We start from the raw sequence: 13732 nt of genomic DNA on the forward strand, positions 1-13732 counted from the left end.
AGACAAGCCCCTTGTCAGACAAGTCCTTTGCCGGCGTCCGAGCCTTTGGCCGCCTGCCGCTTGTTGAGCACGTGGATGGTGCCGAGCGCAAGCGTGATCACCGTGAACGAGACGGCCGAGATCACGGTGCCGAGCGCATAGATGTCAGGGTTCGTCACGGTGGTGGTGAGACCCTGGAGATCGAGCGGCAACGTATTCACCGCGCCAATCGCCTGGCTGGAGCGCGCGAGCTCGTCCCAGGACAGCGTGAAGCCGAACAGGCCGATGCCGATCACGGAGGGCAGGATGATCGGCAGCACGACGTGGCGGAAGGTCTGCCACGGCGTCGCGCCGAGATCGCGCGCGGCTTCCTCCAGCCGCGGGTCGAAGCGGTTGAAGATCGCGAACATGATGAGCAGGCCGAACGGCAGCGTCCAGGTCAGATGCGCGCCGAGTCCGGAGGTGAGCAGGCCCATCGAGGTCTCAAAGTTCTCGTTCCAGTGCGCTTTGATCAGATCGTCGATGATGCGGAATTCGAGCGAGATGCCGAGCGAGGTGATGATCGAGGGAACGATCAGGCTTGCGATCGCCGAATAGAACAGGATGCTTTGCGCCTTGAACTTTCTGCGGAATGCCATGCCGGCGGCGACCGATAGCACGACGGTCACGATCATCACCACGATTCCGAGCAGCAAAGAGCGGCGGAAGGCCGCGCCGAGATCGACGATGCCGGTGCCCTGGAACAGTTTTGCGATCCAGAAGGTCGACACGCCGTTCATCGGGAAGGTGAGGCCGCCCTGTGGTCCCTGGAACGACAGCACGTAGATCGCGATCATCGGGCCGTAGAGAAACAGCACATAGGCCGCGAAGAAGATCGCGAGCACGTAGAACGAGCGCGGGCGTCCCTCCTTCATCGCCTACAGCTCCTTCTTGATGTCGACGATGCGCGACATCATGGTGATGATCATGAAGGTGATGACCAGCAGGATCACGGCGTTGGCGGCCGCGGCCGGGAATTGCAGCGCGTTGACCCGCGTCTCGATGATCTTGCCGGCGGCCGCGATCTGCTGGCCGCCCATCACGCCGATGGTGATGAAGTCGCCCATCACGATGGTGATGACGAAGATCGAGCCGATCACGATGCCGGGCTTGGTGAGCGGAATGATGACGTTGACCAGCGTCTGGAAGCCGGTCGCGCCGGCGTCATAGGCGGCCTCGATCAGCGACTTGTCGATGCGCACCATCGAATTGAAGATCGGCACCACCATGAAGAAGGTGAAGAGGTGCACCAGCGCCAGCACCACGGAGAATTCGGAGAACAGCAGCCATTCCACCGGCTGGTTGATCAGGCCCGTCTTGATCAGGCCGGAGTTGACCAGGCCGTTGCGCCCGAGCAGCGGGATCCAGGCGATCATACGGATCACGTTGGAGGTCCAGAACGGGATCGTGCAGAGCAGCGACAGGCCCATCTGCCAGGTCTTGGACTTGATGTGGAAGGCGAGGAAGTAGGCGACCCAGAAACCGATGAAAAGCGTGATGGCCCAGACCAGCAAGCAGAATTTCAGCGTCTTCAGATAGGTCTTGGCGATGGTGCAGAGATCGGGGAGCTGCGCGATGCAGCCTTCGAACGTGTCGGTGTAGCCGCGGCCCGAGAAGGCCGGCAGCAATTGATATTCGTTGTAGTCCCAGAACGAGACGATGACGACGAACACCAGTGGAATCAGGAAGAAGGCGAGAAACACCAGCATCATCGGCCCGGCCTGGAGCCAGGAGATGAAGGTGGGCGACAGGCGCGCCGCCTTTGCGGGGCGCGCCGTCTCCGATCCCCGGACCAGGTCCGGGGATGCCTGTTGCAGGATGTCTTCCGACGTATCCATCACGCGGCGATGAACTCGTTCCACTTGCGGACCATGTAGTCGTTCTCGTCCATCACGGCGTTCCAGCAGGCGACGCCGCCCATGCGGTCCTCGTAGGAGCCGCCGTCACGCACCGCGCCGGCCTTCTCGAGCAGCGAGCCGTCGGGCGCCTTGATGTCCTTCTCGGCCGGCTTGCCTTCCATCCAGTAGGCCCATTCGTAGGGCTCCATGTTGGCCTTCGCGGTCGAGAGCACGGCCGAGTAGTAGCCCTGGCGGTTGAGATAGGCGCCGGCATAGCCGGACAGGAACCAGTTGACGAACTCATAGGCCCAGTCGAGCTTCGCGCCCGACACGCCCTTGGAGACGCAGAAGCCGGAAGCCCAGGAGCGATAGCCTTCCTTCAGCGGCTGGAAGGTGCAGGCGATGCCCATCGAGCGCACCTTGGTCACCGCCGGCGACCACATCGACTGGATCACGGTTTCACCCGAAGCCATCAGGTTGACGCTCTCGTTGAAATCCTTCCAGAACGCGCGGAACTGGCCGGCCTTCTTGGCCTCGGTCATCACCTTCATGGTGAGATCGATCTCTTCCTTGGTCATGTTGCCCTTGTCGGCATATTTGTACTTGCCGGTGGCTTCCACCACCATCGCGGCGTCCATGATGCCGATCGAGGGGATGTTGAGGATCGAGGCCTTGCCCTTGAACTCGGGATTGAGCAGCTCAGCCCAGGTGCTGATCGGTCGCTTGATCAGGTCGGGACGGATGCCGAGCGTGTCGGCGTTGTAGACGGTCGGGATCAGCGTGACGAACTCGGTCGGCGTCTTGGAGAAGGTCTTGGAATCCTTGCCTTCGAGATAGAGCACCTTCCAGGGCGCGGTGCCCTGGTTGCCGATCTTCTTGCCGCCGGGGGTCTCGCCCTTGGTGAAGACCGGCGTGATGTTGTCGAATTCCTTGATCTTCTTGGAATCGAGGGCAAGGATGTTGCCCGACGGCACCAACTTCTTCAGCGAGAAATATTCGGTGTCCAGCACGTCGAAGGAGTTCGGCTGGGTCATCACGCGTTTGGTGACGTCGTCGGTGGTCGCGGTGATGTATTCGATCTTGATGCCGGTGTCCTTCAGGCACTGCTTCGAGATGTCGTCGCCCTCGTTCACGGCGGTGCCGAGATAGCGCAGCACCTTCGGCTCGGCCGACATCACATAGGGGAAGCCGGTGATGGCGCCGGAGCCGGCGGCAAGGCCCGCAAGACCCGCGGTGCTCTTAAGTAGCGTGCGGCGGCTGACGCCGGTCTTCCTGGTCGTCTCGGTCATGTCGTCACTCCTCTGTGTTGCGCATTTTCTAGATGAAGGCGTTATTGCAGGCGCTGCGCCTTGGCGGGATCCCAGGTGGCCAGCACGCGATCGCCCGGCCGGAACGGGTGGACGTCGAACGTCGACTCGGGAACGTGGGAGAACAGGGCGGTGCCGTCCTCGAGCGTGAGCGAGACGGCGACATAGGAGCCCTGGTACTCGGTCTGGGTCAGCAGCGCCGGCGCGCCGAATGCGCCGTCAACGAACGGCAGGATGCCGAGCTGATCGGCGCGCACGGCGATGAGGTTGCCGGCGTCGCTGAGGACGTTGTGGCCGCCGATGAAGCGGGCCACGAATTCGGTGCGAGGATGGTGGAAGATGTCGCGGGCACTGCCCTGCTGCTCGATCTTGCCGTGGTTCATCACCACGATGTGGTCGGCAAGCGCCATCGCCTCTTCCTGGCCGTGGGTGACCTGGATGAAGCTGATGCCGAGCTCGCGCTGGAGCCGCTTCAGCTCGCCGCGCATCCTCACCCGCAGGAACGGATCGAGCGCGGACAGCGGCTCGTCGAGCAAAAGGATCTGCGGCTCGGTAATGAGCGCGCGGGCGAGCGCGACGCGCTGTTGCTGGCCGCCGGAGAGCTGCGCCGGAAGCCGGGCCGCATAGGGGCTCATCGCCACCAGCTCCAAAAGTTCGCCGGCGCGCCTGTGCCTGACGGCGCGATCGACGCCGCGCATTTTCAGGGCAAACGCGACATTGTCGAGCACGCTGAGATGCGGAAACAGCGCATAGGACTGGAACATCATCGCCGTGCCGCGCTTGGCCGGCTCGAGGTCGGTGACGTTCTGCGCGCCGAGGATGATGTCGCCCTCGCTGACCGCCTCGTGGCCGGCGATCATGCGCAAGGTCGAGGTTTTGCCGCAGCCGGAGGGGCCGAGCAGGCAGCAATAGGTGCCGGCCGGGATCTTCAAATTGACGGTGTCGACCGCCAGCGTCGTGTCGTAGCGCTTGGTGACGGCGACCAGTTCGAGAGCGGCGGGAGTGGCCATGGCGTGTCCGAGGGAAGGGCGTTGCTCCGGCTTTCTCCGCAAGGTCCGTGCCAACCGCCCGGGGATTGCCGAATTCCAAAACTGTGCAGCGGAGTCAGATCGTTAGATCGAATCCGGCGTAGCGGCGCGGCTCGCGGGGTTGGCAATAATATGCACACAAAATGGGCGCGGATTGTATAAAGTTTCGCCTGTGATTGGATACAGCTCGTCGACTACCATTCGAGGGCGAACGCCGCCGACCGAGCCCTCAAACCATGGCTGCCAAAACCCGAGCGAAATCCGAAGGGCCAGACGTGAGCGATCGCGTTAGCCGGATTCGGGAGGGTGTCACCGCCGCAATCCTCGAGCATCGCTTGTTGCCGGGTACGAAGCTCGGCGAGGACGAGATCGGCGAGATCTATGGCGCGAGCCGTACGCTGGTCCGCACCGCGCTCCAGCAGCTCGCGCATGAGGGCATCGTCAACATCGAGAAGAATCGCGGTGCGTTCGTTGCGCGCCCCACGCCGGCCGATGCCCGCGAGGTGTTCGAGGCGCGCCGCCTGATCGAGCCCAGCATCGTCGACCACGCCTGTGAGGCGGTCTCGCCAGCCTGGCTCGATCGCCTCCAGCAACATCTCGCCGAGGAGCGCGAGGCGGAATTGCGCGGCGACGCGCGGGCATCGGTCCGGCTCTCCGGCGAATTTCACCGGCTGATCGCCGAGATGAGCGGCCACAGCATCTATCTCGGCTTCCTGAAGGAGCTGATCGCGCGCTCTTCGCTGATCATTCTGCTCTACCGCCGTCACGATACGCCGGCCTGCGGCACCGATCATCACGCCGGCATCGTTACCGCGATCCGCAAGCGCGACAAGCAAGCCGCGCGCGCGCAGATGCTGTCGCATCTGGACGAGATCGAGGCCGAGCTGTTCCTCAAGGATCCCGCTGCCGACGAGCTGCGGCTCGCGGACGTGCTTGGCGTGTGAGCGAGCCGCATCGGTCGGCTATCGCAGCGAAGACCCTTCGTTACGCCTGACGATCTTCAGCGCCAGCAGGCCGGCGCCAAGGATCAGGAAGAGAACGCCGACGAAAGTCGTGTCGCCGGATTCGAAGGTCACGCCGACCGCGGTCAGCAGGCATCCGATGATGATCGCGAAGAGTCCGCCGAGTTTTTTGACCAGCAGGACATGTCCGTCATTCGTCTGTGCCACCATGTTACGCCTCGTCACTTGCTGCGCGGTCTGTCTTCAAAGCCCGCCTCTCGCCCCATCCATCTCCTATCGCGCAGACCGCGCGATCGTACGCCTGCCAGTGCGAGTTGCAATCTTGCGTTGATGTATGCGGCATTCGATAGCCGTCTTTTGATTAGAGTTCGACACAAGCGCGACAGTCACGCTTACGCACTTGCCGGAAATTTCTATTTTGACGCGCCGTCGCTTCATCTCTCATGGAGTCGTATGGCTGGACTGCATAATCGCCCTATAGTTGTAAATTGACTTCACTTGACCATGGGCATCAACTGCCATCGCGCGGTGATTTCTGGAGCGGCGCTCGCAACAGCCGAATCCGTTCCGCGGAGTGGTGCAATGGCGTCGCGTTCGGTCGTCGAAGAGCGGGAGCCGGCGTATGTCTCGATCGGCCATATCGCGACGACCAGCCTCGCGCCGGGCGCCACGGCTGCGGCGCGGTGGAGCGTCATCCATGACGGATTGTCGCGCTGCGTGGTCGACGCCTCGGTCTGCCATTATGCGCTCGCGGTCATGATCACCGCCGGGCTCTACGAGACCTCCGGCGACTGGCTCTACGACATCGGCCTGCCCGGAAAGAGCGGGATCGATGGCGGCATCGTCGCGGTGTCGCCGGGCAAGGGCGGTTTTGGCACCTTCGCGCCGCCGCTCGACGCGGCCGGCAACAGCGTGCGGGGACAGCTCGCGGCAAAACTCCTATCGCACTGGCTGGGGATGGATCTGTTCGTATCGCAACCGGAACAATGAATGCGCAAAGGGATCGGTGGGCTCGCGGGCCCGACCGATCGCAGCGCCGATCAAGCCGGAGGACGCCATGGCCACACAGATAATCTCGATCGGCGGCATCCAACAGGAAGAGCGTGTGTCGTGGATCCCCATGATTTCGATCGCGCTCGGCCAGATGATCATGTCGTTCAACGTGGCCTCGCTTCCCGTCGCGATGGGCGGCATGGTCACGAGCTTCGGCGTGGCGCCGACCACGGTCGCGACGGGGATCGTCGCGTATTCGATGCTGGTCGCGGGTTTCGTGATGCTCGGCGCCAAGCTCGCCCAGCGCTTTGGCGCCTTGCAGGTGTTCCGCGGCGCGGTCGTGCTGTTCTTCATCTCGCAGCTGATGATGACGTTCAGCCCGACGGCGACGGTCATGATCTCGGCGCAGGCGCTGTGCGGCGCCGCAGGTTCGGTGATTGTGCCGTCGCTCGTCGCGCTGATCGCCGAGAACTATGCCGGCCGCCAGCAGGCAACGGCGCTTGGCGCGCTCGGCTCGGCGCGTGCGGCCGCCGGCGTGCTTGCCTTCGTCATCGGCGGTGTGCTCGGCACCTATATCGGCTGGCGGCCGGCGTTCGGCATCCTGATCGCCGCCTCCGCCATCGTCTTCCTGATGAGCTTCCGCCTGAAGCCGGATCGTGGCCGGCCGAACGTGCAGATCGACCTGGTCGGCGTGGCGCTGGCGGCAAGCGCGATCATCCTCATCAGCTTCGGCTTCAACAATCTGGACGGCTGGGGTGTCGCGGTTGCGAGCTCCAACGCGCCGTTCGATCTGCTCGGCATGTCGCCCGCGCCGATCATGATTGTCCTCGGCATCGTGCTGGGTCAGGGCTTCCTGATGTGGACGCACCGGCGTCAGGCCGCGGGCAGCACGCCGCTCTTGGCGCTCGAGGTGATCGATTCGCCGGAAGAACGCTGCGCGGTGTTTGCGTTGTTTGCGGTGGTGGCGCTGGAAGCCGCGCTGAACTTCACCGTGCCGCTCTACATCCAGATCGTGCAGGGACGTTCGCCGATCGCGACCGCGATCGCGATGATGCCGTTCAACCTCACGGTCTTCTTCTCGGCGATGCTGATCGTGAATGTCTACGAGCGGCTGACGCCGCGCCAGATCGGCCGTTACGGTTTTGCGCTTTGCACCGTCGCGCTGGTCTGGCTCGCTTTCGTGGTCCGCAACGACTGGAGCGAGGTTCCCGTGCTATTCGGGCTCGTCCTGTTCGGGATCGGCCAGGGCTCGCTGGTGACGCTGCTGTTCAACGTCCTCGTGACGGCGTCGCCGAAAGCGCTCGCCGGCGATGTCGGATCCTTGCGCGGCACCACGCAAAACCTCGCCGCTGCGCTCGGAACCGCCGTGGCCGGGGCGCTGCTGGTCGGCCTGCTCTCGACCATCGCGCTCGGCAAGATCACGGCGAGCCCCGTGCTGACGCCGGAGCTTCAAGCCCAGGTCGATCTCGGCAACATCACGTTCGTCAGCAACGATCGCCTGCGCGGCGTGCTGGAACGCACCAGCGGAACACCGGAGCAGGTCGCGGAAGCCGTTCGCGTGAACACCGAAGCGCGGCTGCGAGCACTGAAGATCGGACTTCTGATCATGGCGGGTCTCGCGCTGGTCGCGATCATCCCGGCGGGCCGGCTGCCGAACTATCTGCCGGGCGAGATCCCGAGCGATGAGTCCGCTGGCCTTGGCGTTAACGAAGGGAGGATGTCATGACGACTTACGATCACAGCGCGCCGATGGGCGCAACGGGCCTGCCGCAACCGTCCCGCTGGGTCTGCGTCCTGCTCGGTCTGTTCATGGTGTTCACCGGGCTGATGGTGTTGGGCGACGTCGCGTTCTTCACCGTGGTCAGCGCGCTCTTCATCGGCTGGATGGCGATCGCCACCGGCGTCTTCGAAATCTTTCACGCGTTCTGGACCAAGGGCTGGGGTGGCCTCGTCTGGCAGGTGGTGCTCGGCATCCTCTACATCGCCTTTGGCATCATTCTCGTCAGCCAGCCGCTGACTGGCGCGCTATTGCTGACCTATGTGCTGGGCCTCGCGCTTCTCATCTCCGGCGTGGTGCGCCTACTGATCGGCATCGGCCGCTGGCAACAGGGTGGCGGGATCATGCTGGCGTCCGGCCTGTTCGGCGTGCTCGCCGGTCTCATCATCCTCACCGGCTTTCCAATGACCGGGCTCTGGGTGCTGGGACTTCTCCTCGGAATCGATTTGTTGTCGCACGGCATCGGCTGGCTTACCTTTGCCTGGCGGCCCGTGGCCGCAACAGCGTAGCGCCGCGGAGAACGAACATGTGGGGGTTGAGGACGACGGCCGGCCTCGCGGTGCTGCTTGCGGCGATCTTTTGCAGCGCGCTGCCCGCGCCGGCCCAGCAGGACACCGCTGTTCTGTTCCGCAACGTCAAGATCTTCGACGGAAAGAACGGCACGCTCTCGGCCGCGTCCAATGTCCTCGTCAGGGCTGGAAAGATCGAGAAGATCTCGACCGCGGATATCACCGCCACCGGCCAGGTGATCGACGGCGGCGGCCGCGTGCTGATGCCGGGACTGATCGACGCGCATTGGCACGCGATGCTGGTGCGCCCGACGCCGATGGCGGCGCTTGCAGGCGATATCGGCTACAATAACCTGCTTGCCGCCAGCGAGGCGACAGCGACGCTGATGCGCGGCTTCACCACGGTGCGCGACATGGGCGGGCCGAGCTTCGGCCTCAAGCAGGCCATCGACGAGGATCTCGTCGCCGGACCGCGCATCTATCCGTCCGGTGCCATCATCACCATCACCGGCGGCCATGGCGACTTCCGCCAGCTCTCCGATCTGCCGCGAACCATTGGCGGCATGCTCAGCCGCATGGAGCGGATCGGCGGCAGCATGGTCGCCGACAGTCCAGACGAAGTTCGCGTGCGCGCGCGCGAGCAGTTGATGCAGGGCGCTTCCCAGGTCAAGCTCACCGCGGGGGGCGGCGTGGCGTCGCCCTTCAGCCCGCTCGACGTCTCCACTTTCACCGAGCCCGAACTGCGCGCCGCGGTCGAGGCCGCGGACAATTGGGGGACCTACGTCGCCACGCACGCCTATACGCCGGTTGCGATCCAGCGCTCGATCGCAGCCGGCGTCAGATGCATCGAGCACGGTCACCTCATGGACGAGGCGAGCGCGAAGCTGATCGCGGAGAAGGGGATCTGGCTCAGCACGCAGCCGTTCCTGGACCTGTCCGGCGCCGCCGCGCTCGGGCCGTCGGAGCAGGACAAGATGCGCCAGGTCGTTGCCGGCACCGACCGCGTCTATGCGCTGGCAAAGAAATACCACATCAAGACCGCGTTCGGGACCGATGTCCTGTTCTCGCAGGCGCTGGCGGAGAAACAGGGCGCGATGCTGGCCGCGCTGACGCGCTGGTACACGCCGGCCGAAGCGCTGACCATGGCGACGTCGACCAATGCAGAACTGCTCAGCCTGTCGGGCCCGCGCAATCCCTATCCCGGCAGGCTCGGCGTGGTCGAAGAGGGCGCGCTCGCCGATCTCCTGCTGGTCGACGGCAACCCGCTCGACAACATCGCCCTCGTCGAGGATCCCGCGAAGAATTTTGTGGTGATCATGAAGGGCGGCAAGGTCTACAAGAACATCCTGACGCGCTGACAAAGGCGGGCGACGCGTCGGAGGCTCCTAGCCAATAGCGTAGACGTTGTGGCCGAAGATCGACAGGCCGATCGTCTCAGCGAGTGCGCGCGGAAAAAAACGATAATCTTCCAGACCAAGCGGAAAGAACCGGAACCGCTGCGGACGGGGCAATTTTGCCGCCGCGAATATGAAATCGATATCGCGCGCCGAAAAATAGTTGATGTGGTCAGGCGGCACCCACAAATGTCGCTTCCGGAACTGCGGAAAAATGCCGCGCACATCATAAACATTCGGAGTGATGACGATAATCATGCCGCCGGGCTTCAATGACCTCGCCGCTAGCTCGACCATTTGGCGCGGTTCGGCAACGTGCTCGAGCACATTGTCGATCACGATCGCATCCGCTTCATCGTCGCCCTGATATAGCTCCTGGATGATCGGAACTCCCTCGCGGATACCGAAATCGGACAGGCCGCGCGCCGGCTCATAGCCCTGGTAGGTCAAAGGGTCGTTCTTCAGAAGATAGCCGACCTCGCCGCGTCCACATCCGATCTCAATCACCCTGCTTCCCGGCTTGAGACGGGACAGGATCAGTCGCCTAATTTGGTGATGGCGTGGGCGGAATGCCCAATCGATCTTGTTGATGTCTATATGATTGGCCGTGTCGCTTGGCGGATCGGCAACAAAAATATGCCCGCATCGGATACACCGAACGATTGAAAAATCCTCGCCGTATCGCGTGATCTCGAGCCTGGGTGAGAACCCTTTGTTGCCGCAGAGGGCGCAACAATCTCTAGGCGATCGCTCCATAGGACACCTTCCAACGGTAGGTCCTATAGCTCCTACGACCGTCCCGCGTAAAGACCCTAAGGTGAGCTATTGTTGCGGCGTCAGCAATGGTTGCTTCGAGGGCGGAGGCAAGCACGCCAATCGAGGTCATTCTGCGCGAGCTTTGGCTTCAGGTGCTGGCGATGTCAGAAGCTTCGATGATGCGTTGTGCTGAAAAAGTTGCGCCCAGCCATTGGGGGATGGCTGGGCGCGCGCGAACCGGTCTGGGACGGGGAGGGGTGGGGATGTGACCGGGTCGCGTAACTCGTTGTCTTGTTCCTACTGATCTCTGGCGCTGGCGGTGGAGACCGCCGGCTTGGTATCGCCGAGCGAAACCCAGACGTTGGGATCGGCCTGCGACTGGCGCTTGACGAAGCGGTAGCCGGTCTCCGTCCAGGCGACGACGCTCTCGTTCTGATTGTCGAGAACGAACTCGCCCTTGTCGGTCTTCACCGTCAGCACCGCGTGCCCTTCATTCTTCTTGTCACGCACCACGGTGATGAGCAGGGCCTCACGCGGCCAACCGGCATCCATCAGCATCTTGCGCTTCAACAGCACGTAGTCTTCGCAGTCGCCGTAACCGTCGGTCGGCAGCGACCATTTCTCGATCACGCCCCAGTGGTCCTGGTCGGTCAAAGGCTTGATGGTCTCGTTGACCCAGCGATTGACCTTGGTCAGGTCGCGCCACGCGGTCTGCGACATCACGATGTCGCGCGGCTGCGTCGGCCCGCCCTGACATTGAGCGGTATTCTCTGCGCAAAACTCGACCCAGCCGATCGGCGCACGCGTGGTGTCACCGAGGCTCGCGTAGAGCAGACGGCTTTCGCCGGCCTGCGCTGCCGCGCTGATCCCGAAGAGCATGGCGGCGATCGCCAGCCCTTTCCCCTGTCCCCTGAAGTCGAACATCGTGGCCCCCGTTTCTTGTTGGGACCACAGTGCGCACCGAGCTTTTGAGTTGCCGCTAAGCCAGCCAAGTCAAGTCGAGACGAATACAAGTAAAAGGAGCGGCGAATTCGATCTATACTTGAGTAGAATTCAAATAAAATTCGATAATACTGCAATTGATTCAAATTGTAGGAGTTAACGCGGAAACGCTGGCGGAACTGGCGTTTCCGCACGCGAGCGGGCGCGCGTTAACCCGCGCGGGGCGCGTCGTTGCGCATGAAAAAGGCGGCATCCGCATCGCGGAGCCGCCTTTGAGGCTGGAAATATCGAGGTTTTGGCGCGCCCGCGCTTTACCGCGCGGTAACGCTCTCTTCGAGTGTCTCGATCGGCTGGGCGTGGACGAATTCCAGCGCGAAGCCGTCTTCGAGGTTTCGGACCACGCGGCCCTGCACCCGGCCGAGCAGAACCGTCGATTTCAGCGGCGGCCGGTTCTCCGCCGCAATGGCAGCGCCCGACAGCGACAGGTCGATGATGCGGCAGGTCATCTTGGTGCCGTCCTCGAGCGTCAGCACCGCGATCGGGTTGCGCGGCACGATACGGTCGTGGCGGCGATCCTCCGGCAGATTGAGGATGTCGCGGTTGGCAAGCCAGGTCAGCTGCGCCGCGAGCTTGTCGCGCTTGCGGGGCGTCGCCCCGACCGTCATGGCGAAGCCGTTGTCGATGATCCGGGTGATCTTGCCCTCGACCCGGCCGATATGGTCGAGATAGGCGACCACGCGGTCGCCGACATTGCCGATGCCGGGCGCGAGCAACGCGAGGCCCCCGGGCGACATGTTGATCACCTGGCAGGGGAATTCACGGCGATCCGGCAGCATGTAACGGCCGAGCAGGTGCACCTTGACCCGCTGGAAACGCCGACGTTCCTCGGCGGCCGGAAGAAATTTTTTGTTCGCCAACGCCATCTTCACTACCCGACCCCCCGCCCGGGCGGAGTCCGGGATGACCCTAAGGTGCATAGGGTTAATGCCGCGTTATGATTTGGCGCGGCGATCACGGACAGACACAATGCGCTCGAAAAGCCACATCAGCGGCGGGCAGGCGAGGATCGCGAGCGCACCCAGGTCGAGGGCGGCTGCGGCGGTCCCAGCCGATTTGGCGAGCCGGCCTGCGATGGCCGGCCCCAGCATCATCGCGGCATAAAAGAGAGTGTAGAACACACCCATCCCGATGGCGCGGGTCTCCGGCGCGAGCACGCGGGGCGCCAGGCTCATGATTGGGCCTGCGGGATGGCCGCTGATCAGGCCGATCAGGACCAGGATCGCGAGCACCGTATCCGACCGGGGCAGCCACGCCAGCAAGATAGCTACCGCGAGGCTCGCGGCAATCGCCAGCGTCAGCGGCCGCCCGGTCCGGTCGGCGATGAAGCCGCCTGATGGCACCGAGATCACCGACAGCCAGAGCACGAGGCTGACCGCAGAGCCTGCGGCTGCGATGCTCCAGCCGCGCTCGGCCAGCAGCGACGGGCCGAACGAGAAGATCATGGCGAAGCCGACATTGAAGAGGCCCCAGATCGCGCCGGCCACGATCACGGCGAGCAGCGCGAGCGGATCGAGCCGCGTCGGCGCTGCGGCTTTGACTGCGCTTGCGGCCGGTGGCGGCTGATAGAACAAGGTCAGCACGATTCCGATCGCGGTCAGTGCGGCTGCCGCCAGGAACACCGCGCCGGCGCCATGGGCGGTGCCGATCGCCGGCAGCACCAACAGCGCGATCGCAACGCCGGTCGGCCAGGAGCTGACGAAGATCGCCATGGCGGTTGCGATCTCCTTGCCCGCAAACCAGTCGGCGCCCATCTTGGTGAGCTGCACTGTCAGCAGCACGCCGCCGCCGCCGGAGGCAAGCCGGCCGGCCATCTGCAAGCCCCAGATGCCGGTCGTGGCCATCACGAGGCTGCCCGCAATCATCAACAGCAGGGCCGCGATCGTCGTCGGCTTGTCGCCAAGGGTTCGCCCGATCGCGCCGCCCGGCAGCGCTAGCACGATTCCGGGGGTGAAATAGAGCCCGATCAGGAGGCCGATATCGGCGAGGCCGACGTTGAAGGTCTTTTCCAGCAGCGGCGCGACCGCGGCCACGCTCTGGAACTGGAACGCGATGGTGAGGCGGACAAAGAACAGGATCGCAAGAATGGCCCAGCGATTACGCACCGTCTCATCTCCCCAGCGGCTTGCCACAAGCGTGCGGTGGCGGGAT

Annotated in this window: 14 protein-coding genes; 5 read left to right on the top strand and 9 right to left on the bottom strand. The window is 63.7% G+C overall.

All coding sequences use genetic code 11. From position 1 onward, the window contains the following. Nucleotides 1–14: 14 nt before the first annotated feature. The 4 genes from IC761_RS13810 to IC761_RS13825 are packed head-to-tail and all read right to left on the bottom strand — an operon-like array spanning nt 15 to nt 4173. Nucleotides 15–893, bottom strand: coding sequence for an ABC transporter permease (locus tag IC761_RS13810; protein ID WP_025037151.1), 879 nt, complete (start codon nt 891–893; stop codon nt 15–17). A gap of 3 nt (nt 894–896) precedes the next feature. Next, a complete protein-coding gene (locus IC761_RS13815) occupies nt 897–1856 on the bottom strand; it encodes an ABC transporter permease (RefSeq protein ID WP_195804643.1) in 960 nt (319 codons plus the stop codon). After that, complete coding sequence (locus IC761_RS13820; RefSeq protein WP_195803776.1) at nt 1856–3145, bottom strand: ABC transporter substrate-binding protein; 1290 nt, start codon at nt 3143–3145, stop codon at nt 1856–1858. The genes IC761_RS13815 and IC761_RS13820 overlap by 1 nt, the downstream gene beginning before the upstream one ends. Before the next feature lie 41 nt (nt 3146–3186). After that, nucleotides 3187–4173 carry an ABC transporter ATP-binding protein gene (locus tag IC761_RS13825; RefSeq protein ID WP_195803777.1) on the bottom strand — a complete coding sequence of 329 codons (987 nt, stop codon included), beginning with the start codon at nt 4171–4173 and terminating at the stop codon, nt 3187–3189. A 254-nt stretch (nt 4174–4427) separates the two neighbouring features. Here IC761_RS13825 and IC761_RS13830 point away from each other — a divergent pair, with 254 nt between their 5' ends. Beyond that, nucleotides 4428–5135, top strand: coding sequence for a GntR family transcriptional regulator (locus IC761_RS13830; protein ID WP_195803778.1), 708 nt, complete (start codon nt 4428–4430; stop codon nt 5133–5135). A gap of 18 nt (nt 5136–5153) precedes the next feature. Here IC761_RS13830 and IC761_RS13835 read toward each other — a convergent pair whose 3' ends face one another. After that, nucleotides 5154–5363 carry a hypothetical protein gene (locus tag IC761_RS13835; protein WP_195803779.1) on the bottom strand — a complete coding sequence of 70 codons (210 nt, stop codon included), beginning with the start codon at nt 5361–5363 and terminating at the stop codon, nt 5154–5156. Between the two features lie 372 nt (nt 5364–5735). On the opposite strand from IC761_RS13835, the gene IC761_RS13840 reads away from it, so the two are divergent. The 4 genes from IC761_RS13840 (at nt 5736) to IC761_RS13855 (ending at nt 9790) form a co-directional block, all read left to right on the top strand. Next, nucleotides 5736–6143 carry a glutaminase gene (locus tag IC761_RS13840; protein ID WP_368367105.1) on the top strand — a complete coding sequence of 136 codons (408 nt, stop codon included), beginning with the start codon at nt 5736–5738 and terminating at the stop codon, nt 6141–6143. A gap of 67 nt (nt 6144–6210) precedes the next feature. Further along, the gene (locus IC761_RS13845) at nt 6211–7872 is read left to right on the top strand and encodes an MFS transporter (RefSeq protein ID WP_195803780.1); all 1662 of its coding nucleotides are present in this window, start codon (nt 6211–6213) and stop codon (nt 7870–7872) included. After that, nucleotides 7869–8432 carry an HdeD family acid-resistance protein gene (locus IC761_RS13850; protein WP_195803781.1) on the top strand — a complete coding sequence of 188 codons (564 nt, stop codon included), beginning with the start codon at nt 7869–7871 and terminating at the stop codon, nt 8430–8432. Before IC761_RS13845 ends, IC761_RS13850 begins: the two co-directional genes overlap by 4 nt. A gap of 17 nt (nt 8433–8449) precedes the next feature. Next, nucleotides 8450–9790 carry a metal-dependent hydrolase family protein gene (locus IC761_RS13855; RefSeq protein ID WP_195803782.1) on the top strand — a complete coding sequence of 447 codons (1341 nt, stop codon included), beginning with the start codon at nt 8450–8452 and terminating at the stop codon, nt 9788–9790. A 27-nt stretch (nt 9791–9817) separates the two neighbouring features. On the opposite strand, the gene IC761_RS13860 is transcribed toward IC761_RS13855, so the two are convergent. From IC761_RS13860 to IC761_RS13875, 4 genes are all read right to left on the bottom strand, one after another. Beyond that, complete coding sequence (locus IC761_RS13860; protein WP_195803783.1) at nt 9818–10582, bottom strand: class I SAM-dependent methyltransferase; 765 nt, start codon at nt 10580–10582, stop codon at nt 9818–9820. Between the two features lie 297 nt (nt 10583–10879). Then, on the bottom strand, nt 10880–11506 hold the full coding sequence (locus IC761_RS13865) for a transglutaminase-like cysteine peptidase (RefSeq protein ID WP_195803784.1): 627 nt from the start codon (nt 11504–11506) through the stop codon (nt 10880–10882). A 329-nt stretch (nt 11507–11835) separates the two neighbouring features. Then, nucleotides 11836–12447 (bottom strand): PilZ domain-containing protein, encoded by a 612-nt coding sequence (locus IC761_RS13870; RefSeq protein ID WP_094895511.1) that lies wholly within the window; start codon nt 12445–12447, stop codon nt 11836–11838. A gap of 69 nt (nt 12448–12516) precedes the next feature. After that, complete coding sequence (locus IC761_RS13875; protein WP_195803785.1) at nt 12517–13686, bottom strand: MFS transporter; 1170 nt, start codon at nt 13684–13686, stop codon at nt 12517–12519. Between the last annotated feature and the right edge of the window lie 46 nt (nt 13687–13732).

The sequence above is a fragment of the Bradyrhizobium commune genome (assembly GCF_015624505.1).
GTDB classification, from domain to species: Bacteria; Pseudomonadota; Alphaproteobacteria; order Rhizobiales; family Xanthobacteraceae; genus Bradyrhizobium; species Bradyrhizobium commune.